This window comes from Streptomyces sp. 8N616, from assembly GCF_052246385.1.
Lineage (GTDB): Bacteria > Actinomycetota > Actinomycetes > Streptomycetales > Streptomycetaceae > Streptomyces.
Genome location: NZ_JBQQBY010000029.1, coordinates 35,442 through 62,224, shown reverse-complemented (window position 1 = coordinate 62,224; position 26,783 = coordinate 35,442). Strand labels below are relative to the sequence as shown.

Sequence of the window (26,783 nt, the reverse complement as noted above, 5' to 3'; positions counted from 1 at the left end):
ACGAGTCCCGCGCCAGCACGTGCTTAAACACCCTCGTCGTGTCGCCGGCGGCGGAGGCCCGGGATCGATCCAGCGGGCGAGCACACCGTGGTACCGCAGGTGCGTAGAACCATGGAGTCCGGCAACTCGGACGGGTATGTATGGTCCAAGCCATCGCTGGAGCGTGGTGATGGCCCCGCCTCCGGAGGATTTCATGCTGCCGACCATGGGAGCGGAAGAGGAATTCCTCCTGGTGGACGCGGAAAGCGGCCGCCTGGCGCCGAGGGCGGCCGATGTCCTGGACATCGCAGAGCAGGCTCCGGCGGCGGCGTGCGGCGGCGAATTCAAGCACGAACTGCTTTCGACCCAGGTCGAGGCGGCCTCCGGTATATGCAGTCGGCTCGACGACCTCGGCGCCCAGATGTTCTCCGCCCGGGAGGTTCTGTCCCCGGCTGCGGAGCGAACGGGCCTCAGGCTGGTGTCCTCCGGGACATTTCCGCTGTCCGGCGAACCGACGCCGGTGACACAGGGGAGCCGATTCCGCCGAATTCTGGAGCTCTACGCCGGGGTGGCCGCCGACTATCAGGTCTGCGGCTGCCATATCCACGTCGGCGTTCCCGACATGGAAGTGGCTGTGGCCGTCACCAACCATCTGCGCCCCTGGCTGCCGACCCTGCTGGCGCTGTCCGTCAACTCCCCCTATCACCAGGGCACGGACACCGGCTACGCGAGCTGGCGCATGGTGCAGCAATCGCGGTTCCCCGGATCCGGAGTACCACCGCATTTCGCGTCCGCGGCGGCCTATGAGCACGAGCTCGCGCGGCTGGTCGACTGCGGCTCACTGGCGGATCCGAAGATGAGCTTTTGGCTGGCCCGGCCGTCGTTGCGCTTCCCCACCGTCGAGTTTCGGGCAGCGGACGCCGCTGCGACCGTGGGCGAGGCCCTGCTTCAGGCGGCGCTGTCGCGGGCCTTGGTGCTCACTGCGCTCGCCGCGCTGTCGGCTGGCCGGGAAGCCCCGCCTGTACGCGAGCAGGTGGCTGCCGCCGCGGTCTGGTCGGCTTCCCGGTACGGCATACGGGGACCCGCGGTGCACCCGTCGTACGAGCGGAGGGTGCCGGCCCTCGAACGCGTGGCGACCCTCGTGGACCACGTGCGCCCCGCGCTGGAGGAGGCCGGTGACCTGTCGTTCGTGCGCAGCCGGATCGAGGAGATGGCTGTGCGCGGCACAGGCGCCGAACGTCAGCGCGCGGCGGGTGCCGACGGCCCGGGTGCAGTTCTGCGGTACTTGATCGGGCAGACGATGTCCTCATCGCCACCAAGGTCACCGCACGCTGCCGAGACGGCCTCCACCGCAAGAGGGGGCACCGGAACACCTGACCCGGGAGGCACGCCGTGAGCGATCTGGCCGACCTGTATCCGACCTCGGCGATCCACCCACCCGACCTGCCGGAGCCGCGCGGTCCGCTGTCGGCCGCGGTTGCGGAGAGCCTGCGCTCGCCGGCTCCCGGTGCCCACCGCAGCTGGCCGGAGGTCGATGGCTGCGACCCCTTCGGTGAGGATCTTCAGCTGGTTCTGCAGCTCTGCTACGAACTGCACTATCGCGGCTTTCGCGGGGTGGATGAGGCCTGGGAGTGGGAACCGGAGCTGCTGGGCTTCCGCGGTCGGGCCGAGCGGGCCTTCCTCGATGCCCTCCGCTCGGGCACGGCAGGCGGTCGTGACGTCGGAGCCGCTCTCGGCGAGCTGCTCGTGGAGCCGGCGCAGGGCACGGGCGTCTCCCACTACCTCAGTGACCACGGGACGTGGTGGCAGATGCGCGAGTACCTGGTGCATCGGTCGATCTACCACCTGAAGGAGGCCGACCCGCACGCCTGGGTCATCCCACGCCTCCAGGGCCGCGCGAAGGCATCGCTGGTCGCCGTGGAGTACGACGAGTTCGGCGGTGGCCGGGAGGAGCGTATGCACTCACGGCTCTATGCCGACCTGCTGCGCGGTGCAGGCCTGGAGACCGGCTATCTGCACTACCTGGACACCGTACCGGCGCCGTCGATGGCCACCGTGAACATGATGTCGCTGTTCGGCCTGCACCGCGGGCTGCGCGGTGCTCTGGTCGGCCACTTCGCGGCCGCCGAGATCACCACCGCGCCGAGTGCGCGCAGGATGGTCCGGGCCCTGCGGAGGATGGGCGCGAGCCCCGCATGCGTGCGCTTCTACAGTGAGCACATCGAGGCGGACGCGGTGCACGAGCAGGTGATGCGCCACGACGTACTGGCCGATCTCCTGGCCGGGGCGCCGGAGCTGGCCGGGGACGTGGTGTTCGGAATGCAGGCCTCGGAGCTGCTCGAGGACCGGTTGGCCGAGCATCTGCTCAGCGCGTGGAGCCGCGGGCGATCATCACTCCGACCATCCTTCCCGTGAGGTCCCGCCGCCCGTGCCCTCGGGCTCGAACTCGGTGCGAGGGCGCCGCCGGTGACTCGTGTCGCACCAGGGATACGTGTGACTCCGCCGACATGTGCAGACAGCGACCATGAAGCGATCGGAGGTCACCGTCCGGCCGTTGGGGAGCACCACCTCGACCGGTCCTTCGACGAGAACGGGTCCCCCCGGCTCCACGATCACGCGGCGCGCTTCGGGGGCGGGAGCGGCATGACGGGGTCGGTTCGGCTCGGATTCAGGACGAGACGCGGTCGGCACGAATGACCACCAACTCCTCTTCTCGCTGGCCGGCGGGGATGAGGCCCTGCTCCTCCAGCCACGGGGCACGGCTCATGAGCACAGGACCGAAGGACTGTCGGTGCCGGGCGACGACGGACGCCTTCAGCCCGGCGTCACACAGCATGCGCAGAGTCACCGCCGGCCGGCACAGGCCTGACTGGACCATCAGCAACATGCCGTTCGGCTCGAGCAGCCGTGGTGCCGCTGCGCACAGCCGGTCGAGGTGAAAGCGTCCGTCTTCTCCGGCGTCCCAGGCGCGGGCCCGGCGCCCGCCGGTGGCAGGTGCTGCTGGGCACGGTACGTAGGGTGGGTTCGCTGTCACCACGTCGAACCGCCGCCCTGCAGTGCAGGAGGAGAAATCCCCGCGGAGAACGGTGACCCGGAGCCGGTTCAGGCGTGCGTTGCACCGGGCTGCGACGACCGCCGACGAGGACACGTCCACCGCGCAGACCTCCGCGGCGCCCAAGCGCGCCGCGGCCAGGGCGAGCACGCCGGTACCGGTGTACGCGTCGAGGGCCCGTGCACCCTGCGGTACTGCCGAGCTGATCAGGGCTTCCCGCAGGAGGTAGGAGTCACCCTGCGGTGAGTAGACCCCAGGCGGCCTCAGGAGAATCACGAGTTCCGAGTGCCTCCGGTGCCTCGTACCAAACGCCGCCCGCGGTACCGCAAGGTCGGCCCGAGGCGACCATCCCGATGTGCGAGACCTTGTGATGGGCGAACCTGGCCGCGTGATGTCCGGCGCGCGGGGTACTCGGCGACGCATGCGACTGGGCGTAGTAGACGTGGGTTCGAACACGGTGCGACTCGTGATCGCGGACGGGGACGGCTGGGTGCCGCTGCCGGTGCACACGGCCAAGCGCCGGCTTCGCCTCGCGGAACACGTGGACAGCGACGGTCGGCTTGCTGACGAGGCCGTCGAACGCCTGGTCGACGCCGTCCAGGCCGCCCGGGAGGAAGCGCATCGTTGGGACGTGAAGCAGACCTTCGCCTTCGCCACGGCGATCCTGCGCGATGCCCCGAACCGGCAGGAGATCCTGGAGGCAGTGAACGCCGGAGCCGAGGCTCCGCTCCGCATCCTGTCGGGACATACCGAAGCGGAGCTGACCTTCTTGGCCGCTCGCCGGTGGATGGGATGGCGCGCGGGGCCCTTGATCCTGCTCGACATCGGCGGGGGCTCGTTGGAGGTGGCATTCGGCCGAAGCGGGCTGCCGGACTTCGCCGCGTCTTTGCCCCTGGGCGCCGGCCGCCTGACACGCGAATACTTCGGCAAACATGATCCACCGGCGCGGCGCGCGATCAAAGCCTTGCGCCGCACGGTCCGGCACGAACTCCGGGACGTTGCTGCCCGGGTTCGCTGGGAGGCGCCCAGCACAGCCGTCGCCACCTCGCGCACCTTCCAGCAGCTGGCCCGGCTGTGCGGTGCCGCGCCCGGCCGTGATGGTCCTTTCGTCCCCCGTCGGCTGGTACGGAGCGATCTCCGCCCCGTGGTGAAGCGGCTGATGCAGCTGCCCGCGGCCGAACGCGCGCACCTGCCGGGCATCTCGGCTGCCCGCTCGCGGCAGTCGCTGGCGGGAGCGGTGGTCGCGCACACGACGATGAAGCTGATGGCGATCGACACCGTGACGATCTCTCCATGGGCCCTGCGGGAGGGCATCCTGCTGAGGCATCTCGAGGCCGGAGGCTCGGCCTGGTGGCCAGAGCTGAGCAGCGTGAACGACAACGAGGAAGAGGCGACAACACTGCATCTGGCCGCGGGTGGCCGAGTCTCGGGCTGATGCTGTGGAGGTCGCGCTATGGCAGTGGTGTCCCGCCTGTGGCGTTGAGGATCTCGGCCGTGATGAAGCTTGCCTCCTGAGAAGCGAGGTATACGAAGGCCGGTGCCATCTCGGCAGGTTGGGCGGCGCGTCCCAGAGGAGCCTGCTTGCCGAACGTCTCGGTGTCCGGCAGCGTCGCGGGGATCAGCGGGGTCCACACCGGACCGGGGGCGACGGCGTTGACCCGGATGCCGCGTTCGGCCAGGCTCCCCGCGAGTCCCTGGGTGAAGGTGACGATGGCGCCCTTGGTTGTCGCGTAGTCGAGTAGGTGGGGGCTGGGCTTGTAGGCCTGCACGGACGTGGTGTTGATGATGCTGCCGCCCGCCGGGATGTGGGGGAGGGACATCTTGGAGAGCCAGAACATGCCGTACAGGTTGGTGCGGAGTACGCGGTCGAACTGCTCGGTCGATATGCCTTCGATCCCGTCTGGCTGAGCCATCTGATAGGCCGCGTTGTTCACGAGCACATCGATCCGGCCGAACTCCTTCACGGCGAGGTCGACCAGGTCTCGGCACGCTTCCTCCTCGCGGATGTCGCAGAGAACGGCTATGGCTCGCCGCCCGGCCTCCTCCACGAGGCGGCTCGTCTCGGCGGCCTCCTTCTCCTCCTCGGCGAGGTGGGTGAAGAGCACGTCCGCACCCTCGCGCGCGAAAGCGAGTGCCACAGCGCGCCCGATGCCGGAATCACCGCCCGTGATGACGGTCCGCAAACCCTCAAGCCGCCGGGAACCGCGATACGAGGCTTCACCGTGATCGGGTCTCGGTGCCATGGGCTCAGTGCCCCCTGGATGGGGCTGATCCTGCTGCGGAAAGGGCGGCTGCGGGTACTGCTCCACGGGATTCTGCTGGTCACGAGGGTTCATGTTCTCTCCCGTCCGGGACATCGCCGGCGCTTTCCCTGGGCACCCGTCGTGGTCCTTCCTCTCCATCGCGAACTCTTCCGAGCTCCGGCTTGCCGTCGTGGTGTCCAGCGCCGGGCTTCGGCAGATCGGGGACTTCCACGACGGGAGGCAGATCGGGGGTGAGGGCTTGCCTGTTCTTTCCATTCATGCGACCCGGGTACCCGCCGGGCAGTTGCTCACCCGAGCGAGTGACCCTTCGGCTCAGGCCGGGTCGGCTTCGCCAGGGCGGAGGGGCCGCGAGATGCCCAGGCGTACGTTCCGCACGCCTTCGGAGAACGTGACGGATGCGTCGCCAGCGGGTGCCGAGATGCCGGCCGCGGGGGTCAGCGTTTCGTGCAAGTCCTCGAGCGTGGCCTCATGAAGCGACCATGGCTCATGCCAGATGGGGGTCTCCCAGAGGACGCCCAGCCGATGGGTGTAGGCGCGCCATCGCGAGGTCAGCCAGACCTCTCGTTCCGACGGATCGATCGTCGCTCCGGGGCGCACGATGAGGTGATACGTCGGTTCACCTCCTCGCCGGGAGCCGCCGTACGACACCGTCCCGTCGTACGCGAGCACGCTGAGGTCGCCCAGGTGGTAGGGCGCGCCCATGGTGCGTGCGGCCAGCATCATGGCGCTGCCCACCTCGATGGACAGGAACCACACTCCATGACGTCCACCCGGCGCGCGGACGTACGTACGCAGATTGGTCTCCGGGAAGGGGGAGGCTGCCAGCGCAGGCAGGGGTGAGATACCGAGCGGTCGCAGGTCCGCCATGAGGAACGGGGTGAGGCTCACCCAGGCCGCGCCGTCGTACTGGTCCACGACGAGGCCGTTCGGCAGGAGGGCCTGGATGTCCTCCGGAGGGTACGGCCAGTGGAGAAAGGCCTGCTGACGCCACTGGGCTCGGAGGAGCGGCACCCGGACCCGCTGGGCCGGTTCGGAAGAGACCACGTGCGACGAGTGCCCGCCCCTGGCGCGACGAACCTGCGTCCGGCCGATCACCGCTCCCGTGCGCCTGACGTCGGCACCCTCAGGAGAGAGCCCGTCCTCGCGCCAGTCCGAGCCCTTCCGGCGTCACCGTCGCCGCCCCGCGCCGGTGTCAGGTCGAAGAGCAGCTGGAGCACGAGCGCACAGAGCTGTGTCTCCGCGAGGCATCGGTGCGGATCCCCGCCGCCGTCGGCAGCATCCAGGGCTGTCTGCCGCAGCGACCGGTAACGGCGCTGGGCCTCCTCCAAACGCCCTTCGGGCGGGGTGTCACCCGACGTGCCGCTGCCGACCACCAGCTCGGCCAGGAGGTCGAGCAGATCGCCGAACTGCTCCCGGAAGCCGTCATGGAGGAGGGATGGATCGGTGCCGGCTCCGCTCCGCCGGGTCTCGCGGGTGAGCACGCGTGCCTGCTCGGCCGCTGCATACAGTGCATCCAGCGTCGCGTCCGCGGGTCGGTCGCGGCGATGCCGTGACAGCCGGGTCCGGAGGTTGAACCGGTGGCTCTCGACCGCCGTCGCCTGGGCGTCTGCCACCCTTACTACGCTGCGGTGCACCGCGTGCGAACGTTCGTTGCGGTGATCGGTGCCGAACAGCTCGCCCTGCCTGACCTCCTCTGCCGTATCGCGGAGTAGGTCGGCGGTTCGTCTGCTGAGCCGGTGCGCCGCGGCACCGGGCTCCCGCCGATGTGGGGCGGGCGGCAGCGCGGTGTTCACCAGGAGGCCCAAGGCGACGCCGATGCCGACATCAGCGAGTCGCGGCACGGCGTACGCGACCGGCTCACTGCCCCCGGCCAGCAGAACGAAGACGGCGGTGAACGGCACCTGGATGCCCTGCTCGTCGAGTCTCGGCCACGCCGCGATCAGCAGAGCAGCGGGGACTACGACGAGAATGCTCCAGCCGGTCGGCCCCAGCAGGAGCGAGACCGGCACGCTGACCAGGACTCCGAGGAGGAAGCCGCAGGCGAAGCGAATGGCCTGGCGCAGCGAGCGCAGCACGGTCGGGTAGACGCCGAGCAGCGCGGCCAGTGCGGCGAAATACGGCTGATCGTGGCCGGGCAGCAGCCGTGCCAGCCACCAGGCGCAGGCGGCTCCCACCGTGGCCTTGGCTATCAGCTCGGCTTCGGGGACGAGATTTCTTCGGTTCGGCAGGTTCCGGCACAGACGATCAAGCATGAGCTCGGTCAGCCGGGTGGTGCGGACAACGGATTCTGCAAGCAGTTGATCACCAGTGATCGCATGCCGCTGGAAGTACCCGTCCAAGCGTCAATGTAACGGTCGACGAACCTGATGGAACGTCAGGAGCCGTCATACATCGCGACGTTCGCTCCGCTCGACCTTCGGCCCGCGACGCGTTCGGACTCACGAGGGGCGGTCACCCTTCGGCTTGGCGTGCGTGGCAGGAGTGCCGTGCGGCGGTGGGTGGATCGGCTCGGGTGACGTCTCGGGGCTTACCGGAGAGCCCTTGGCCGGTGGACCAGGCTGCTCGGGACGCGTCCTGTCCCCACCCTGTGACGGCGTGCTACCGCTCTTCAGTTGATCAAGGCGGGCGGTGAAGAGCTCGATGACGGGGCGCCGGTCGGCGTGCTCGCGTTCGTATTGCAGCAGCAGTTCCAGCTCCTCACGGGATAGCCCGCGTATTCGGTGCTCCAGCGCGCCTACGGGCAGGTGGTCATAGTCGGCGAGCGGCAACTCGCCGTGCTGCCGAGTGCTCATTGCTCCTCCTCACGGGTCTGCCTGCTTCCATGGGATGCGCCCACGCCTGGGCCGCTGCTCGCATCCGCATAAGCCCTGGTCACGGCCGTGCCATCTGACGCAGACGCGGGTCGGGTGCCCGGCCGGCCTTCCAGCGAAACGGGGCACGGTGCGGGTGTCGGGTGGCGACCCATCCGGACGGAGCCATGCTGCATGGCGTAGCTGATTTCCCGTATGCCGATGAAATCGTGCAAATGTGTATTTATAGATTGCTCGACAGGTTGTGGGAGGCAAGGGAAATGGCGCGCCCGGTGTGGTCGGGGACCCTGACGTTCGGGCTGGTCACCCTGCCCGTGTCGCTGGTGACGGCGACCGAGTCGCACACGATCCGCTTCCGCCAGCTGGAACGGGGCACTTCCGACCGGGTCCGAAACAAGCGGGTGAACGAGCGGACCGGCAAGGAGGTCCCGTACGACAAGATCGTCAAGGGCTACGACACCGGGGACGACGAGTACGTGATCGTCGAGCCGGACGAGCTCGACGAGATCGCCCCCGGCCGCTCTCAGAGCATCGACGTCGACCGCTTCGTCGATCTCGAGGAGATCGACCCGATCTACTTCGACACCACGTACTTCGTCCAGCCGAAGGAGAAGGCGTACAGCAAGGTCTACGGGCTCCTGCACGACGCCCTCGAGGAGGTCGGCCGCGCGGGCATCGCCACGTTCACGATGCGGCAGAAGGAGTACCTGGTCGCCGTCCACGCCGAGGGCGGCGTCATCGTGATGCACACCCTGCACTGGGCGGACGAGGTACGCGATCCGCACCGGACGCTGGACAACCTGCCTTCCGGCTCCAAGGAGAGCCCGAAGGAGCTGCAGATGGCCACCCAGCTGATCGAGGCTATGACCGCGGAGTGGAATCCCGGCGACTACCGCGACCGCACTCAGGAGCGCGTACGCGAGCTGGTGAAGGCCAAGCGGGCCGGAGAGACGGTGGAGAAGGGCGAGCCGGCGCCGGAGTCGACCAAGGTCGTCGACCTGATGTCCGCGCTGCAGGCCTCGGTCGACGAGGCACAGAAAGGCCGCAAGACCGGTGCGACGAAGAAGTCCACCCGCGGTGCCACCCGGCGAACCGGCGGCAGGAAAACCGCGAGCAGGACCGGCGGGGGCAAGGCGAGCGCAGCGAAGAAGAAGGCCTCGACCGCCGACGACCTCGGCCGGCTGACCAAGGCCGAGTTGTACGAGCGCGCCACCGAAGCGAACATCCCCCGCCGCTCCAGCATGAACCGGCAGGAGCTGCAGCGCGCGGTCGCGCGGGCTTCCGGCGCGCGCCGCCGCCGGCGTGCCTCCTAGCGACGGAGGCGCGTGGACCAGCAGTACGAGGCGGGCCGCGGCGGCGGGGCGCACCGCTCCCGGCGCCCTCCGCGACGAGCTCGGCGGCTTGCGCCGGCCGCCGCCGGCCCCGACCACCCCTAGGCCGGTCGTGGCCCGTTGCCACTGGCTCGGCCGGCGACCGCCAGGACTTGGGGAGCAGCTTCCTTCAGGCGCGTCTTCAGCCACTTGACCTGCGTGAGGGTCTGGCCGTGGAGAACGGAGACCTCCTCAAGGAGCTCCTCGTCGCGTACGGCCCGGGCTACTTGGCCGAGCACAGTCCAGTGCAGATTCACATCCTCGGCCGTCAGATAGAGCTGCCGGAGATCGCGCAGCAGGAGGATGCCGGTTTCTGTCCGGGTGCTGAGGAACTTCGACGCCTTGTGGAATACGGCATCCCTGGCCGCAGCCAGGAGCTCGGAACGGCGCGGCTCGGAAAGGTCCTGGCCGTAGTGCTCGGCGATGACGCGTACGCGTTCGGCGTGGGCATCGCACTGGGTCGCCAGCGTGTGGCACGTGTAGTAGGTGCCGTGGTCGGTCGCTTGGCGTTCGGCAACCCTGCGGTACGCGTGGGCAAGGGCGTTCTCGACGTCGTGGAGCTCGGAGAGCAGCGGTCCGATTCCGGTCATGGTCAGTACCTGCCAGGGGCGACAGCGCGGGCATTCGCGATCTTCTCGACGCGCACGGCGGTCACCTTGTAGATCGGCTGTTTGGATACGGGGTCCCACTCCGTGCGGGTGAGCTCGTTGGCCGCTCGGGTGTGCCGGAAGGGGTCGGCCTGATCGAAATAGCCGTAGTGGAAGGGTGCGAACACCAGGCCCGGCCGGTGCCCGCGGAGGACCGCCGGGGCGTCGATCTCACCTCTGCGGGAGCGTACGCGTACGAGATCACCGTCGACGATTCCGAGCGGCTCGGCATCGTCGGGATGCAGCTCCACCCACATCTCCGGGGCTGCTTCCTGCAGTTCAGGTGCTCTGGCGGTCTTGGTCCGGGTGTGCCAGTGGTACACCCTCCGGCCCGTTGTGAGCTGCAACGGGAAGTCGTCATCCACCGGCTCGTGCGGCGGTAGATAGGGGGCGGCTTTGATGAGGGCCCGGCCGCCCGGTTCATGGGCCCGGTATTCGTCGGCTTCGTTCTGTGCGCCGGTGATGAGGTCGTGGCCGTAGTCCTCGCAGTAGTCGGCCTGGGTGGCGAAGACGTGGTCGGCGTAAAGCCGCTCGGCTCCCTGCGGCGCGTACTCCGCACAGGGCCACGTGATCCCGCTGCCGCCGCGCAGCTTCTCGTAGGTCAGTGAGCTCTGGTCGCACGGCCGACCGCGCGTGTGTGTGATGAAGGAATTCCAGGCGTGCTCAGGCTCCGTCCACTTCAGCAGCGGCTCTCCGTCCTTGTCGCGCAGGTCCATGCGGCGTGCGTAGTCGAGGAGGATGTCGAAGTCGGAACGCGCTTGCCCTGGCGCGTCGACCGCCTTCTCGGAAAGGTGAACGGTGCGGTCGGCGTTGGTGAAGCAGCCGGTCTTCTCACCCCAGAGGGCAGCGGGCAGCACCACATCGGCAAGCGCGGCGGTCTCCGTCATGAAAGCGTCCGAGACGACCAGGAACAGCCGTTCCTGTCCGTAGATGGAGCGGATGCGGTGCAACTCCGGAAGGGAGACGGCGGGGTTCGTCCCGGTCACCCACAGGAACTTGACCGATCCGCTTTCGCAGTGGCGGAACATCTCCATGGCATGCGTCGGCGGCCCCCAGTGGGGGATGCGCAGGACATCCACGTTCCAGGCCTCGGCGATCTCCTGCATATGGGCGTCGTTCTGCCAGTTGCGGAACCCAGGCATCGTTCCGTTGGCCCCGGTCTCCCGCGTGTTCTCGGCCGTCGGCTGGCCGTTCATCTGAAACACGGTGCAGCCCGGTCGGCCGATCATGCCCCGCAGCAGGTTGATGTTGTTGACCTGTACGGCGGCCGCGGTCGCCTGGTGCGACTGGTAGACCCCTTGCAACACGGTCGACACCAGGCGCTCCCCGGTGCCCAGAATCCTGGCCGCCCGCCGGATGGCGTCCGCCGAGACTCCGCAGATCTCGGCCGCCTTCTCCGGTGTGTACTCCGCGACCATCCCCCGGAGCTCCGCGAATCCGACGGTGTGCTCACGCACGAATGCGGTGTCGACCCAGTCGTGGCCGATCAGTTCGTGAAGGATCGCGTTGAGCAGGGCCACGTTGGTGCCAGGCCGGATCGCCAGGTGGACGTCCGCTTCCTGGGCCGTCGGCGTACTCCGCGGGTCGACGACGACCAGGCGCGGACGGTCCGGCCCCTGGAGGCGGTCGAGCAGACGCGTCCACAGCACCGTCTGCGTCTCGGCCATGTTGTGTCCGACGAGGAACAGCGTGTCGCACACGTCGATGTCGGAGAACGATCCGGGGTTTCCGTCGCTGCCGAAGCTCTCCACCAGCGCCCACTCCGCCGTCGCCGTGCACAACCGTGTGTTGCCGTCCAGGTGCGGTGTGCCGATGCCGCCGCGGGCGATCAACGTCTGGGCGTAGTACTCCTCGGCGAACAACTGGCCGCTGGTGTAGAAGGCCATCGCCAGGGGGCCATGTTCCGAAAGGATCTCCTGCGAACGAGCCACAACGGCCTGCATCGCGGTGTCCCAGTCGGTGGGCCGCAGTTCGCCCTCCACGCGTATCAGGGGCTGGGTCAGCCGGTCCGCGGAGCTGTTGGCCTGCCAGCCGAACAGGCCTTTCGGACCCAGTCGTCCGTGATTGACCCGGTCCTGAGCTCTGCCGCGTACGCCGACGATCCGTCCGTCGGCGACGGCAATGTCCAGGCCGCAGCCGTTGGAGCACAACACGCATGCGGACTGCACCCACCGCTCGATCCGGGACTCCTCGAGCGTCAGGTGCTGATCGACCCGCTCCGGCCACTGCACACCGGGAGCGAAAGGCGTCCGATCACCCCAGACATCGACGATCCTGCTGGCCATTTCCCGTTCTCCCGTCAGCCCGCAAGCACGGTTCCAGGACCTCCGGTCCGTTGAGGAGCCGGACGCCGGAGGGGCCGGGTACCCCGCAGCATGAGGAGCGCAAACCAGGCTTGCCCGGGACTGGCGGCCCTGGCGCCGACGGCCGCACTGCCCATGCAATGGCCCCTCGAGGCGTCGGCCTGCGCCATGGCGGGCGAGCCGGGTTGGCGTGGTGATTCAGAGTTTGCGGGTATCCCGGGGCTCGACGTAGGGCTCCTCGCCGGGTGGGTGGCCGGTTTCGATGGCACGGCCGCGTTCGAGTTCGGCGTTGAACTCCAGGCCGAGCAGGATCGCGATGTTGGAGATCCACATCCAGATGAGGAAGATGATGACCGCGGCCATGCTGCCGTAGGTCCTGTCGTAGCTGCTGAAGTTCGCCACGTACAGCGCGAAGAGGGCGGAGGCGACGATCCAGATGAGCACGGCGATGATGCTGCCGGGGCTGACCCAGCGGAAGCCGCGTTTGACGTTCGGGGACGCCCAGTACAGCAGCGCGATGATCAGCATGAAGAGCAGAACCATCACGGGCCACTTGGCGATGTTCCACACCGTGACGGCCGTGTCGCCGAGCCCCAGGATATCCCCGGTCCTTTCGGCCAGGGTGCCCGTGAACACCACGCCCACCGCGATGGCGGCCAGCAGCACCACCACGACGACGGTGATGGCGAAGCGGATGGGCAGGGTCTTCCACACAGGCCGGCCTTCGCCGATGTCGTAGACGGCGTTGGAGGCGCGCATGAACGCCGCGATGTATCCGGAGGCCGACCACAGGGCGACCACAATCCCGATGATCAGCGCGATGCTTGCTCGGCCCTGGTTGCCTTCCAACTGCTCCAGGGTGCTGGTGAGGATGTCGCGGGCAGCTCCCGGGGCGATACTGCCCAGGTTGTCGATCAACGGCCTGATGGTGTCCGTGCCCAGCAGTCCCAGAATCGACACCAGCGCCAGCAGGGCGGGGAAGATCGCCAGCACCCCGTAGTAGGTCAGAGCGGCAGCCCAGTCGGTGAGGTTGTCGCCCTTGAACTCCTTGACAGTACGTTTGAGCACTCCTGCCCAGGACTGCTTGGGCAGATCCGTCGGCTTCTCGGCCGGCGGCTGCGCATTCGCCCCCGGCCGGGACGCTCCGTTGTCCTGTGCATTGCCCCTGTCCTCTGGATTGCCTCGCGCCACGACTCACCACCTAAGCTCCGGGCCGCCGTACGGGCGCGGGGTGACCGCCATCGGCCGCCTGCGCCGCCAGGCTGCGGGCCGGGGAATCGCCGGGCGCGTTCTGTGCCGGCCCGGCCAGATCATCCGCCCACGCCCACTGTCGCAGGGTCTCTGCCGTTCGCTCGGTCTGGGTCTGTACCTGTTCCGTCACGCGCTCCTGCAGATCACCCACCACGGTGCCGGCCTGCTGCCGCGCCTCACCAGCCACTGTCCTGGCCTGCTGTACGGCGGTACCGGCCACCTCACCAGCGGCCTGCTTGGCCTGACCGGCGGTAGCCGATGCCTGCTCTGTCGCTGACTGACCGGTCTGCTGGACACGGCCGGCAGGCCCATTCGCGGACTCACCACTCATGGGTTCCTCACTTCTCCAGGGGGAGGGGACGCACACAACCCCCGGATTCGACGAAGCCGCACTTCCCGCGTATCGCTGTCACCATCCCCCTGGGCTGGTGCTGTGAGCTGCGCATACGCCCGTCATTGCGCGCTCACTCCGGCCTCGGGTAGCCGCCGCACGCGCGGTGAAACGCAAGGCACCGCCGTAATCGCCGCGAGATCGACGGCGATCCGGCCGGGATCGTGCCCGGTGCCACCTGGGCGGAGTCGGCGTAGCGCTTCGCAGAAGGCGCAGGTCAGGCCGGTGGCGCTGCCGGGGAGTCGTTCGGGGCGGCGGGCTCAGGCTTGGGGAGGCTGCCGGTGCAGGTGGCCCGCCCGTAGGGGCCGAAGGCGGTGGCGCGCTGGACGTGCTTGCCGTGGATGGAGAGGGTGCAGCTCGCCTGGCCGCTCTTCTTGCCGAGGGTGATGCTGACGATGGGTTCCTTGCCGAGCGGGACCTGGACCGTCTTCTTCCAGGGGAGCTGGACGCCGGTGGCCACGGTGGCCTTGCCGGCCTCGCTGCGCGCCAGATACGAGATGTCCGCCGTGCCGTTGCCGAGTACCTCATAGGTGACCTCGGCGGTGGGGATGGCGCGGGGTTTTGGCTCGTCCTCGGTGGTGAGGATGCCGTACGCGACCAGGCCGCCGCAGGCGAGCAGCAGTGCCCCGGCCAGGGCGACGCCGCGGCGGTCCGCGCCCTGCGCACCCGGGTCTCGAGCGTCGGCTCCTGCGTCAGGGTCGCTGCCGGTCTCAGGGGTTTGGGTGTCCGGAGCCTCAGCGTCGAGAGTTGCGGTGTCCGGGGTGTGAGCGCCGGAGGTTTCGGTGTCGGGGGAGTGCACGTCAGAGTCCTCGCCGGCTGGGGAATCCGTGCTCGCGGTATCGGTGCCGGAGATGCCTTTGCCCATGAAAAACCCCTCGTGCAGACCGGAGTCCTGCAAATTCTGGCTGGGTTATACACGACGGCACCCGCCCCTCACCAGCGTCGGAAGAAAAGGGACGTATGCCCTTCGTGATTCGCGGGTGTAGGTGGCAGTCGGGATGCATGAGTACCTAAGTTTCCGAAATCTCCGGCCGCTTGACGTGACATCAAGTCCGTGCGATAGAACCTGCGTTGACCGCGAGAGCTGTCTCGACCGTGCGGACGTTTCTCTTGGAGGACCCCCTGGCCAGGGGTTCATCCTGGAGATGCGTCGGTCGCTTTTCCGTGCTGTCGCGCCGCATTCGTGGTGCTGGTCCACCCGTTGACTGCTCCTGGAATTTCCGGAGCGGTGATTTGGCCTGCCCTTTCTTTCGCCCGCGCGAAAGCAGTAGCAGGCTGGGAGAGGGAGTTGGCAACGTGAGGATTCGGTACCGCAGGCTTCTTTCGGGCCTGGTCGTATCGGCCGTGATGGGCACCTTGCTGCCCCAGGTGGCGTATGCGGCGCCGGCGCCGGGGGGCGGTGATGGGGGCAAGGGCGTTGTCGACACGATCAAGGGCTGGTTCTCCGACGACGAGGGGGAGGCCAAGCCGCCGGGTGATCCGAAACGTGGGATCGCGGACCGGGAGAAGCCCTCTTGGGGCAAGGCTGAGGCGAAGCCCGGGCGGGTCAGGGAGCTGACGGGCCGGCGTACGCCTACCGCGCGGTTCTGGCAGATGTCGGACGGCCGGGTGCAGGCGGAGTTGTCCGCGGCGCCGATGTCCTACCGGGATGTGAAGTCGAAGTCGTGGAAGCCGATCGACACTGCCGTTCGGCCCACCGACGCTAAGGGCTTCGAGCTCGCCAACGCCGCCAACACCGGCCGCAGTTACTTCGGCGCTCGAAGCGACAGCCTGATCCGCTTCGAGGCCGACAGCGGCGCCGTCACCCTCGGCCTGGATGGCGCGGGCCGGACGCTGGAGCCCGAGGCGGACGGCTCCGCGGTGACATACAAGGGGGCGGCCCAGGGCGCTGATCTGCAGTATGTGGTGGGCCGGGGCCGCGTGAAGGAGAACATCGTCCTGGCGAAGCGCCCGGACAAGCCGGTCTCGTTCACCTTCACGCTAAAGACGGACGGGTTGATACCGAAGGCCCGTAAGGACGGCTCGGTCGCCCTGTACGGGGAGTTGCCGCGCACTCCGGTGATGGTGATCCCGGCGCCGTACATGACGGATGCCAAGAAGGGCGATACGTCGGTCTTCGGGCGGACTCACAGCACCAAGGTCACCCAGAAGCTGACGCGCGCCGGCAGGAACTGGAAGCTGACCGTCACGCCGGACGCCGAGTGGCTTGCGGTCAAGGGGCGCAGCTATCCGGTGGTGATCGATCCGACGATCACGATCGCTCCCTCGCCGTCCGCCTCGCAGGATGTCATGGTCCTGTCCGACCAGCCGTCGACCAACTTCAACACCACCTGGAAGCTGTCGGCGGGAAAGACCGACACGGGCATCGCCCGCTCGCTGATCCAGTTCCCGCTGGACGAGATCCCCTCGGGCACCAAGGTCGACTCGGCGCGGCTGGAGATGTACTTCGACCAGGCGCACACCACCAACGGCAACGATGTGACGATCGAGGCCCACCGGGCGACCGGCTCCTGGAGCGAGTCGATGGCGACCTGGAGCAACACCAGCTCGCTGGTGGGTGAGCTGTCCGGCACGACGGTGCAGGTCGACGACGAGGACACGGGGACTGCGGCCTCGGGGGTATGGCCGACCTCGGGTGTGACGTCGAATGCTGTCGGGGACACCTTCCGCTACAACCTGGACTCCATCACCGGGGACACCTTCACCTGGCCGGTCAAGGTGCCCGACACGGGCAGCTACCGGGTGGACGCGCACTATGTGCAAGGCGCCAACCGGGCTACCAACGCCCCCTACACGGTGACCGCCGCCGGCGGCGCGACCAGCAACTACACCGTCGACCAGTCGGCCGGCAGCGGCGGGGTGTGGACGTCGCTGGGGGGCTCCACCAACCAGTTGAACTTCAACAAGGGCGGCGCCTACAAGGTGGTGCTCGGTGACACGGGGGTGGCGGCCAGTTCGGCGGTGATCGCGGACGCGGTACGGCTGGTGAATCCCGCCCAGATCGTGAAGAACACGGGCGAGTACAACCAGTGGCACAAATTCGCTGTCACCGACACCGTCCAGAAGTGGGTCGACGGCACCGCCAACCACGGCTTCGTGCTGCAGGCCAAGAACGACACCTCCTCCACGACACCGACCGGCGGCCCGCGCTACGAGGCCGGTGACGGAGACTACGGCGGCGAGACCTCCACCATCCCGCGGCTGACCGTCACCTACGGCAAGGTCGGCACCACGCTGGACTCCCCGACCGTCGTGCACGGCACCGGCCCCGAGCTGTCATGGAAGGCGTACTCCAACACCACCGGCGACGCAGACCTGAACATCGTCGAGTACCAGCTGCACCGCTCGACGCAGCAGGCGTTCACCCCGTCTGCGGCCACCCTGGTCGCGCCGATCGACAAGGCCGCGACCACCTACACGGACACCACCGCGACCCCCACCCCCGACAGCTCCTCGGGCGAGATCGGGCGGTCGTACTACTACCAGATCGCGGTGAAGACCGAGGACGGCCAGCTGCTCGGGTCGCCGACCCGCATCGTCGGCGTGCCCAAGGCCGGCCGCACGATGAAGCTCATCCAGGGCACAGCGGGAGTCACGGACACCACCCTGTCCTCTGCCCAGCCGACCGCCAACCAGGACACCATCCAGTCCTGGGGGGTTGACCAGAAGTGGCTGAGCGTGGGCAACAACTCCACCACCTACGGCAAGACCCGCGCCGCGATGAAGTTCGCCACCGGCGACATCCCCACCACCGCCACCGTGCTGGAATCCCGGCTGTTCATGTGGGGGGCGGAGACCACCACCGACACGAACGGCGCGATCTACGAACTCCGCGGCCTGACCCGGGACTTCGCCGAAACATCCGCCACCTGGAACAACGCCACCTCCACCACCGCCTGGACCACGGCAGGCGGTGACTACTCGCCAACCGTCTCCAGCACCGTCGCGCAGGTCTCGGAGGTCGGCCGCCAGTCGTGGGACGCCACCTCCCTCACGCAGGGCTGGATCAAGACCCCGTCCAGCAACAAGGGCGCCCTGGTCAGGCTCAAGGACGAGTCCTCCACCGGCCCGCAGGAACGCACCCTGTTCCTGGCCTCGGAGGCTGCCGACTACCAGCTCGGCCCACTGCTGCGCGTGATCTACGTCGACTCCACGACCGAGGACACGTACTACGCGCCGACCACCCCGGCCAGGATGACCCCCAACTCCACCTACACGGTCGAGTTCACGGTCACCAACACCACCAATACGGCGTGGGCGGCGGGTGAGCGGGAGCTGTCCTACACCTGGAAGCTGCCCGATGGCACGGACGCCACCACCGGCGGCAACCAGCTGAAGACCGCCATCCCGGCGCTGCCTCCGGGAGAGTCCGCCACCATCCAGGCACAGGTCAAGACGCCGATCAACTCGGCCTCGGGCAACAAGCGCACGGACTACGTCCTCGGCTGGGACGTCCGCAAGGTCGCCGACGGCAGTTGGCTGTCGGCCGGTACGGGCGGCATCCCGCCGCTGAAGCAGAACGTGGCGGTGGAGGAGACGACCTCCAACCAGCTCGGCCTGGAGAAGTTCTACTCCTACGCGGGCAAGAACACCGGCGCCGGCTCCACAGTGATGAACAACCTCGCCTCGGGCAACAGTGTCTGGTCCTACAACGCTTTCACCAACCCCGGCCGGGGCCTGAACACCTTCTTCCGCGTCGCGTACAACTCGCTGGACACCTCTGACACGGTGCTCGGCCACGGTTGGTCGGGCCAGGCGGCGGGACCGCTGCGGCTCGGCGCTCCGCTGGAGCTCCACCCGAAGTCGAACCCGACCGAGATCAAGCTCCCGGACGGCGACGGAACCACCCACATCTTCCGCAAGCAGGCGGACGGGTCATGGAAGGCCCCGGCGGGCGTCCACTTCAAGCTGGGCCCGAAGACCGGTCTGGACTGCACCCCGGCAAAGGACCCGGTGCCGGACGCCTGGACGCTCACCAGGCCCGACGGCACACGCTTCCTCTTCGGCTGCGACGGCTATCTGACGTCGGTCCTCGACAAGAACGGCAACACGCAGACGTTCACCTACGAGGAGCGCAAGTCCAACAACAAGCCGACCAAGTTCCTCAAGTACATCACCGACCCGGCCGGCCGCCAGTCCCTGACGGTTGCGTACTACACCAAGGGTGACGCCACCTACGAGTACATCGACGCCACGGGCGCCAAGGTCAGCGGCACCAACCTGAACAACCCCAAGATCTCCGACCACATCAAGTCCGTCACGGACATCTCCGGCCGGAAGATCAACTTCTACTACACGACCGAGGGCCTGCTCGGCCGGTTCACCGACGGTGAGGACTCCTCGCAGCCGAAGGTGTTCAAGTTCACCTACGACGCCACCCAGGGCATGAAGAACGTCAAGCTGGTGAAGGCCACCGACCCCCGGGGCAACTCCACCGACCTGGCGTACAACCAGCCCCCGGCCGACGATCCGAAGTACCACTGGTGGACCAAGACCATCACCGACCGTCTGGGTGGCAACACCAACTTCCTGTACACGGTCAACGCGAACAACGCCGAGTTCGTCGACACCAAGGTCACCGACGCCGAAGCGCACGCCTCTACCCATGTGACGGATGACTACGGCCGCCCGGTCCAGGTCACCAACGCCAAGTCCCAGGACACCAAGATGAGCTGGGACACGGACAACAACGTCACGTATCTGGAAGAGGCCAACGGCGCCAAAACCGCGTACTGCTACGACCAGAAGACCGGCTACCCGCTACGCCAGTGGGACGCCGAGACGACCAAGTCGTGGGCACCCGCGGCATTCAACCCCACCGACTACTGCGACCCGGCCAACTCCGCCACCTATCCCAACCCGACGAAGCTCGAATACCAGACCCGTCTGGACGGCTACTCCGCGGACCTCTTCAAGAAGACCTCTCCCGCGGGTCGCACCTGGCAGTTCGGCTATGACACCTTCGGCAACCTGAAGACCGTCACCGACCCCAAGGGTGTCGCGACGACGACGGCGGACGACTACACCACCAAGTACGACTACGACGTCTACGGCCGGCTGACGAAGGCGACGGACGCCAACGGCAACCCGACCACCAACAGCAACTTCGGCCCCACCGGCTACCCGGCGACGATCACCGATGCGCTGGGCAAGCCCACCTCATACGTCTACGACGAGCGCGGTCAGGTCACCGAGGTCACCGACGCGCTGGTCAAGAAGACCACGCAGACGTACGACTACTTCGGCCGTCCGCTGGTCAGCACGGTGCCCAAGGACCAGAACGCGGGCGTGCTGATCACCACTCCGGCGCCGGAGTACGACGCCAACGACAACGTCACCAAGGCGACGGCACCCAACGGCGCAGTCTCCACGGCCGTGTACGACAAGGCCGACCAGATCACCGAGGCCACGGCCCCGAAGGACACCGCCACCTCGGCCGATCGCAAGACCTCGTACAGCTACGACAAGGTCGGCAACCTGCTCAAGACGGTCGAGCCCAAGGGCAACCTGACCACCGCCGATCCGAACGACTACACGACCGCCAACACCTACGACGCGATCTACCAGCTCACGGACGTGGTCAACGCGGCCGGCGACAAGATCTCCTACAGCTACGACAGCGTCGGCAACCCGATCAAGGTCGTCGACCCGAAGAAGAACGCCACCGCTGACACCACCGACTTCACCACCAAGACCGACTACGACCTGAACCACCGGGTCACGACGGTCACGGATGCGGCGGGCAAGACAACCTCGCGGACGTACGACAAGGATTCCCTCGTCGTCTCCAGCACGGACCAGGAGGGCAACAAGACCCTCATCTCCTACGACGAGCGCGGCAAGCAGACCGAGGTCAAGGTCCCGCACTCGGGCACTTCGACGATCACCTACCGGACGACGAAGTACGAATACGACCAGGTCGGCAACGCCACGAAGGTGATCACCCCGCGCGGTGTGGAGACCGCGAATACGGAGGATTTTGCCTCCCGGACCGAGTACGACGCGCTGAACCGCCCGGTCAAGCAGTTCCAGCCGTACGACCCGAACGACACCCGCTACAACAGCCCGAACGTCTACACCCAGACGTCCTACGACGCGGTGGGCCGGGTCTCCAAGACCTCTCTGCCGCCGTCCGAGGGCCAGACTGTCCGCAACGACACCGCCTACACCTACTTCGACAACGGGTGGGTGCAGTCGTCCACTGACCCGTGGGACATTGTCGCCACCTACGACTACAACGAGATCGGCAAGCAGACCACGCGTACCCTGACCTCGGCGGGCGGCTCCTCGGACCGGACGATGGGCTGGTCGTACTACCCCGACGGCAAGCTGAAGTCCCGCTCGGACGACGGCGTCCCGGTCGGCAAGCACGTGGTGCTGGTCGACAACTCCGATTCGCAGAACACCTCCACCACGGGCACGTGGACCAAGGGCAGCGCGTCCGGTCAGCAGGGCTATGACCATCACAAGCACGCGGCGGGCACGGGTACGGACACCTTCACCTGGAAGCTGAACGTCCCGGCCGACGGCACCTACACGGTCTACGCCAAGTACCCGTCGGTGACCGGCGCGGCCACTGCAGCGAAGTACACGATCGCGCACAAGTCGCTGACCGGTGACACCACCACCGATAGGACCGTCGACCAGACGAAGAACACCGGCACGTGGACTTCACTCGGCTCGTACACCTTTGCCAAGGGCAACAGCCACAAGGTCACGCTCGCGCAGAACAGCGGCGGGGTGGTCGTGGCCGACGGCATCAAGCTGGTGCGTGACACCACGGGGGAAGTCGACACCGAGAAGCGCACCTTCTCCTACACCTACGACGCCAACGCCAACCTCACCGACATCGCCGACAGCTCCTCCGGCGCCAGGATCGACGCCTACAAGGTCGGCTACACCGGCCTGAACCAGGTGCAGAAGGTCGAGGAGCTGGCCACGGGATTGGTGAAGGAGACCACGTCCTACACCTATGACGCCAACGGCCTGACCAAGACGCTGACCAACCCGGACCAGTACAGCGAGTACACCTACGACCCGCGTGACCTGGTGTCCAAGGTGAGCGTGGGTGCCAGCCCGACCGACACCAGCCCGAAGGCCACGACCTACACCTACACCGACCGCGGCCAGAAGCTGCGGGAGGTCAAGGGCAACGGCAACACCGTCGACCACACCTACTTCCTCGATGGTCAGCTCAAGACGCAGGTGGAGAAGAAGCCCAACGCCACCCTGGTCAGCGAGCACACCTACGCCTACGACCCGAACGGCAACAAGGCGCAGGACGTTGCGAAGAAGATGAACGCCGACAACCACGCGGCGTACCTCTCCTCGACCACGGACTACACCTACGACCCGGCCAACCGTCTGGCTAAATCGGTCAAGACCGGAAATGGCGCGGGGACGGAGACGTACGTCCACGACGACAATGCGAACGTCATCAGGCAGACGGTCAAGGACATCACGTCCACGTACACCTACGACCGCAACCGGCTGCTGTCGGCGGACGCCGGTGGATCGTCCGCCAAGTACAACTACGACCCCTTCGGTCGGCTCGAGTCGGTGACCGGCGGCGACCAGGTCATCGAGCGCAACACCTACGACGGCTTCGACCACGTGGTGCAGCACACCAAGCTCACCGACACCGGGGGCACGAAGACGACGAAGTACACCTTCGACCCGTTCGACCGCACCGCAACCAAGACGGACAACGCCGGCGCTGCGGGTGAGAAGACCACCAACTTCGATTACCTCGGCCTGTCCGGCGAGGTGTTGGACGAAGAGGTCGCGGGCAAGGTCACCAAGTCCTACCAGTACAGCCCCTGGGGCGAGCGGCTGTCGCAGATCAAGCACAACACCGACGGCACCAAGGAAGACGGCTACTACGGCTACAACAGCCACACGGACGTCGAAACCCTGACCACGGCCGGCGGCGACACCAAAGCCACCTACGGCTACACCGCGTACGGCAACGACGACAAGTCCGAGTTCACCGGCATCGACAAGCCGGACGCCGCTGACCCGACGAAGGAGGCGTACAACCCGTACCGCTTCAACTCGAAGCGCTGGGACGTCAACAGCGGCACCTACGACATGGGCTTCCGCGACTACAACCCGGGCCTGAACCGCTTCACCACCCGGGACATGTACAACGGCGCCCTCGCCGACATGAACCTCGGCACCGACCCGCTGACGGGCAACCGATACGCCTTCACCGGCGGGAATCCCACCACATTCATCGAACTCGATGGGCACGAGAGCTGCTACCCCAACTACTGCTCCGGCAGCAATGGCACCTACGGCACGTACCAGCCCAGCAAGGACCCCGGCTCGAGCTCGGAATCTACGCAGACTGCGGAATGCCCGATGGTTCTCCTGATGTGCGGTGACAGGGGCGCATCGCATCCGCCGATGGCTCTGCTGGATTCCCAGGTCTCCACAAAAGGTCAGTTCTCCCTGCGGGCCGTTCTGGACAATCCCAACGTGCTGAAGGGAATGACGCCGGATGAGTTCTTCACCCGGTGGGACGGGGTCTTGCCCGATGGATGGAAACTTGAGATCCCAACTAAGGGGCAGCGCAAGACAGGCTTCAAGTTCCAGCAGTACAACGTGCGGAAGGGCAGGACGGGACAGGAGGTCTGGACCCAGGGGAATGGCATGATCAAGTGGCAGCCGGGCGGTCGGCATGGCACCGGCTGGCGAGTGAACCAGACGGGTGGTGGCAGGTCACCGCACCTCAATGCGCCTGATTCCAGAGTCTGGGTGAACGACGATCCGCTGGAGAAGAATCTCGGGGCGATCCGGAAGGCCAATCCCTCGATTCCCAGATCCGGGGCGAACGCCGCGAACGCTGCGGGTGGTGCCCTGGCCGTGCTGCAGATTGCGGACTTCAGTGTTCTCGCCTACAGGTACGGATTTTGGAACGCGGTTGATATGCAAAATGCGTGGATGTTCCAAGACGATTCGCAAACCGGTGGATACTCCGAGGTCGTCGGAATCAATGGCGACGGGACAGCCTGTGACCCGTCGTCTGGCTACTGCGCCTAACTCCTGATGCGCTAAGAGAGGCCTGAGCCCGCCTGATCCCGATTCCGGTATCAGGCGGGCCCGCATCTTTGAGTGCTAGGATTCGTGCATTGACCGAAAAGGGGTGTGTATGTACAGCTTGAAGTTGCAGAGATTCCTGAACCTGATGAGGCTGCTCGACGTGATGTCCGCGGAGCCTGTGATTCAGTTGGAGTATCTGCGGTGGAATGATCACCCCGAGCCTGAAATGGCGATGGCTGAGTTCCTTGAGGATCTTCAGGGGTATGAATCGCTCCTCGAGGAAATGACGGAGAGTGGGGAGGTGCTTCCCGAGGAGAGAGAGCTCTTTGACCGGCTGCTCCACCTCTCTGAAGTCATCGATTCGCAGTCGAACTCCTATACAACCTCTGAGATTCTATATGGCGAGAAGTGGCGTGAGATGCGGGATACCGCCCTCCTGCTGAGGATGTCCGCTTCTTCGCGATCCGTGCTGAAGCTCATGCGCTGACTGACGGCGGCTGCTCGAAGTAGGGGCGGAGGGCTGAAGACACAGATCGCTAAGGAGTCGAACGGCACCCTGATCTCCGAGCACACCTACGTCCACGACGGAAATGCACTTTCGACCCGCTGGACCGCACATCGACCAAGCCGGACAACGTCGGCGCTGCGGGTGAGAAGACCACCACCTTCGACTAGCTCGGCGTGTCCGGCGAGGTCTGGACGAAGACGGGCCAGGATTTTGTTTCTCATCACCCGAAGGCGCCGCCGCGACCCTCAGGGGAACCGAGGAACCTGAGGGGTGGATATAAGGCCTTCGGTATTGCGGGAATAATAGGAATCAGTGCTGCGCAGGCCCCCAGCTATATCAGACAGTATGGGATCGTCGGTGGTTTCTGGGAGATGTTCAAGGATGGCATCGATCCATTCGGATTCCACGATCTGACTGAGCCCCCGGGCCCTGCACCCTTGTCCTAGCATGGAGGCCCGTTCGCCCCTGCGCGAACGGGCCTCTACCCTTTGCGAGGGTTTTGTATGGATGCGATTGGCTGCCGGGATGTTGTCAGGGAGTTCGTGCGACTGGTTCCTGGTGCACGTGAAGCGCTGCAGGCAGTCGAAGAACCGGATCGACGATATTTTGCCGAATGGCCAAGTGTCGACTCAAACCTTTCCGACTTCTTGTCGATAGTCCTTCACCCCATCCTATTTTCCGCCCTGAGTGGTGAGGAGGAGTCGGATGACGTGCTGAATGGCTGCTTCGACTTCATTGAAGGGTTCTTTCTCAACGAAGATCCGCATGTTCAGGATGTGATCTATTGGGAGATTCTGGATCAGTTCCTAAGGAGTCGCGAGGTGCTGATAAAGGCCCATGAGCGATGCAGGCCTGCCACCAAGGCGGCATTGATGCGGATGCTGACCGAGGATTATCCTGGAATCTTTCGGAATATCAACTGGTTCCCCGTCGAGTGAATTGGGAATGAGACCCGGATCTGCTGTCTGCAGGCGTCAGTGGCGCTCCGTAAAACTATGATGAACCGAACTCCCGTCCCGTACCCGGCTCCCCGGGCAGCCCTATGCGGCGCAGTGCCGCTGTCGTGATCGACCTTGGCAACGCCGTAGCGGTAATTCTGGGCCCGCTGCTCGCATTCGATCAGATGCTTATGGCGTCTCCGTCGCGGATGATCTGACGCGAACCATTTGGCGCAGGACATCGCTGTTGCTCGGCGAGTATGGCGCGCGACGCGGGCGGGCTGGAACCCTGCTCAGGTGATCGTCTCACTGCTGTACCAGGTGACACGGAAGCTGCTCGCGGTCCCGGCGGCCGCCCAGCCGCTCGGGTACGAGGGAGCGGTGACCGCGCTGCTGCTGTGCGTGTTCATCACCGCAGGGGCCGTCGGTCCTGCCGCGGTGTTCTGGGTCTACATCTCCGAGATCTACCCCTCGCGGACGCGGGGTGTGCTGATGAGCCTGGCCACCGCAGCGCACCGGGCAGCGGACTTCCTGGTGGCAACAACGTTCCTGCCGCTGGTCCAGGTAACCAGCGGAACCAGAAAGGGGACTCTCCCATGCACCCCGAACTCGCCCCTACCAACGCGGGCTGTCTGCTGTTCGACTGGGACGGCACCCTGGTCGACAGCCAGTACGCCAACTACCGTGCCATGTCGGGTGCCCTGGCCCCCGAGGGCGTGACCCTGGAGAAGGAGTGGTTCGACGCCCGCACCGGGCTCTCCTCCGCGGAGATGATCCACACCCTGGTGGACGAGCGCGCGCTGCGGCTGTCCCGCCCCGTGGAGCAGATCGTCGCCGACCGCGACGAGCTGTTCCTCAAGGGGGCACACGAGGTGCGCCCGCACACGGAGTTGCTCAAGGTCGTCGATGCCATGCACCACCGGCTGCCGATGGCTGTGGCATCCGGCGGGTCCCGTCGCATCATCGAAGAGACCCTGCGGCATCAGCCGTTCCACGACCGCTTCGACACCCTGGTCACCCGTGATGACGTGGAGCGCGGCAAGCCCGCCCCGGACATCTTCCTGCGCGCGGCCGAGGAGCTGGGAGCCGCGCCCTCACGGTGCACGGTCTACGAGGACAGCGACGAAGGCATCGCCGCCGCCCACGCCGCGGGCATGGCCGTCATCGACGTCCGGCCCTTCACCGGCACCGGCGCCCACGCCTGAGGCGCACGGCGACTGCGCGTG

General features: G+C 66.8%; 20 protein-coding genes. 10 read left to right on the top strand and 10 right to left on the bottom strand.

The window, feature by feature from the left end:
• Positions 1–205: 205 nt before the first annotated feature.
• Together ACTWQC_RS24910 and ACTWQC_RS24905 are read left to right on the top strand one after the other, a co-directional pair.
• Positions 206–1,375 (top strand): carboxylate-amine ligase, encoded by a 1,170-nt coding sequence (locus ACTWQC_RS24910; protein ID WP_443318022.1) that lies wholly within the window; start codon positions 206–208, stop codon positions 1,373–1,375.
• Complete coding sequence (locus tag ACTWQC_RS24905; RefSeq protein WP_443318021.1) at positions 1,372–2,394, top strand: iron-containing redox enzyme family protein; 1,023 nt, start codon at positions 1,372–1,374, stop codon at positions 2,392–2,394. The genes ACTWQC_RS24910 and ACTWQC_RS24905 overlap by 4 nt, the downstream gene beginning before the upstream one ends.
• Here the strand turns inward: ACTWQC_RS24905 and ACTWQC_RS24900 are convergent.
• Positions 2,371–2,595, bottom strand: coding sequence for a CDGSH iron-sulfur domain-containing protein (locus tag ACTWQC_RS24900; RefSeq protein ID WP_443318020.1), 225 nt, complete (start codon positions 2,593–2,595; stop codon positions 2,371–2,373). The two genes, ACTWQC_RS24905 and ACTWQC_RS24900, sit on opposite strands and share 24 nt — an antisense overlap.
• Positions 2,596–2,647: 52 nt before the next feature.
• On the bottom strand, positions 2,648–3,307 hold the full coding sequence (locus ACTWQC_RS24895) for a HemK2/MTQ2 family protein methyltransferase (RefSeq protein ID WP_443318019.1): 660 nt from the start codon (positions 3,305–3,307) through the stop codon (positions 2,648–2,650).
• Between the two features lie 145 nt (positions 3,308–3,452).
• Here ACTWQC_RS24895 and ACTWQC_RS24890 point away from each other — a divergent pair, with 145 nt between their 5' ends.
• Positions 3,453–4,466: a Ppx/GppA phosphatase family protein gene (locus ACTWQC_RS24890; RefSeq protein ID WP_443318018.1), complete on the top strand. Its 1,014-nt coding sequence runs from the start codon at positions 3,453–3,455 to the stop codon at positions 4,464–4,466.
• A gap of 16 nt (positions 4,467–4,482) precedes the next feature.
• Here the strand turns inward: ACTWQC_RS24890 and ACTWQC_RS24885 are convergent, their stop codons facing one another.
• The 4 genes from ACTWQC_RS24885 to ACTWQC_RS24870 all read right to left on the bottom strand — a co-directional run bounded on the left by ACTWQC_RS24885 (position 4,483) and on the right by ACTWQC_RS24870 (position 8,087).
• On the bottom strand, positions 4,483–5,367 hold the full coding sequence (locus ACTWQC_RS24885; protein WP_443318017.1) for an SDR family oxidoreductase: 885 nt from the start codon (positions 5,365–5,367) through the stop codon (positions 4,483–4,485).
• Between the two features lie 240 nt (positions 5,368–5,607).
• Entirely contained in the window at positions 5,608–6,339 is a 732-nt protein-coding gene (locus ACTWQC_RS24880) for a YqjF family protein (RefSeq protein ID WP_443318016.1), read from the bottom strand.
• Positions 6,340–6,386: 47 nt separating this feature from the next.
• Complete coding sequence (locus tag ACTWQC_RS24875; RefSeq protein WP_443318015.1) at positions 6,387–7,547, bottom strand: FUSC family protein; 1,161 nt, start codon at positions 7,545–7,547, stop codon at positions 6,387–6,389.
• 186 nt (positions 7,548–7,733) lie between these two features.
• Positions 7,734–8,087 carry a hypothetical protein gene (locus ACTWQC_RS24870; RefSeq protein ID WP_443318014.1) on the bottom strand — a complete coding sequence of 118 codons (354 nt, stop codon included), beginning with the start codon at positions 8,085–8,087 and terminating at the stop codon, positions 7,734–7,736.
• A gap of 278 nt (positions 8,088–8,365) precedes the next feature.
• Between ACTWQC_RS24870 and ku the strand changes: the two genes are divergently transcribed.
• Entirely contained in the window at positions 8,366–9,418 is a 1,053-nt protein-coding gene (ku, locus tag ACTWQC_RS24865; RefSeq protein ID WP_443318013.1) for a non-homologous end joining protein Ku, read from the top strand.
• Between the two features lie 119 nt (positions 9,419–9,537).
• Here the strand turns inward: ku and ACTWQC_RS24860 are convergent, their stop codons facing one another.
• From ACTWQC_RS24860 to ACTWQC_RS24850, 3 genes are all read right to left on the bottom strand, one after another.
• Positions 9,538–10,065, bottom strand: coding sequence for a hypothetical protein (locus ACTWQC_RS24860; RefSeq protein ID WP_443318012.1), 528 nt, complete (start codon positions 10,063–10,065; stop codon positions 9,538–9,540).
• 2 nt (positions 10,066–10,067) lie between these two features.
• Positions 10,068–12,407, bottom strand: coding sequence for a molybdopterin oxidoreductase family protein (locus ACTWQC_RS24855; RefSeq protein ID WP_443318011.1), 2,340 nt, complete (start codon positions 12,405–12,407; stop codon positions 10,068–10,070).
• 216 nt (positions 12,408–12,623) lie between these two features.
• Entirely contained in the window at positions 12,624–13,493 is an 870-nt protein-coding gene (locus ACTWQC_RS24850) for a YihY/virulence factor BrkB family protein (protein WP_443318010.1), read from the bottom strand.
• A 163-nt stretch (positions 13,494–13,656) separates the two neighbouring features.
• Here ACTWQC_RS24850 and ACTWQC_RS24845 point away from each other — a divergent pair, with 163 nt between their 5' ends.
• Entirely contained in the window at positions 13,657–13,953 is a 297-nt protein-coding gene (locus tag ACTWQC_RS24845) for a hypothetical protein (protein WP_443318009.1), read from the top strand.
• Between the two features lie 331 nt (positions 13,954–14,284).
• On the opposite strand, the gene ACTWQC_RS24840 is transcribed toward ACTWQC_RS24845, so the two are convergent.
• Positions 14,285–14,932 (bottom strand): hypothetical protein, encoded by a 648-nt coding sequence (locus tag ACTWQC_RS24840; RefSeq protein ID WP_443318008.1) that lies wholly within the window; start codon positions 14,930–14,932, stop codon positions 14,285–14,287.
• A gap of 482 nt (positions 14,933–15,414) precedes the next feature.
• On the opposite strand from ACTWQC_RS24840, the gene ACTWQC_RS24835 reads away from it, so the two are divergent.
• From ACTWQC_RS24835 to ACTWQC_RS24815, 5 genes are all read left to right on the top strand, one after another.
• Entirely contained in the window at positions 15,415–24,111 is an 8,697-nt protein-coding gene (locus ACTWQC_RS24835) for a golvesin C-terminal-like domain-containing protein (protein ID WP_443318056.1), read from the top strand.
• A gap of 109 nt (positions 24,112–24,220) precedes the next feature.
• Positions 24,221–24,598 (top strand): hypothetical protein, encoded by a 378-nt coding sequence (locus tag ACTWQC_RS24830; protein ID WP_443318007.1) that lies wholly within the window; start codon positions 24,221–24,223, stop codon positions 24,596–24,598.
• Between the two features lie 524 nt (positions 24,599–25,122).
• Positions 25,123–25,557, top strand: coding sequence for a hypothetical protein (locus tag ACTWQC_RS24825; RefSeq protein ID WP_443318006.1), 435 nt, complete (start codon positions 25,123–25,125; stop codon positions 25,555–25,557).
• 381 nt (positions 25,558–25,938) lie between these two features.
• Positions 25,939–26,277 carry an MFS transporter gene (locus ACTWQC_RS24820; RefSeq protein WP_443318055.1) on the top strand — a complete coding sequence of 113 codons (339 nt, stop codon included), beginning with the start codon at positions 25,939–25,941 and terminating at the stop codon, positions 26,275–26,277.
• Positions 26,190–26,762, top strand: coding sequence for an HAD family hydrolase (locus ACTWQC_RS24815; protein WP_443318054.1), 573 nt, complete (start codon positions 26,190–26,192; stop codon positions 26,760–26,762). Before ACTWQC_RS24820 ends, ACTWQC_RS24815 begins: the two co-directional genes overlap by 88 nt.
• Positions 26,763–26,783 lie beyond the last annotated feature (21 nt).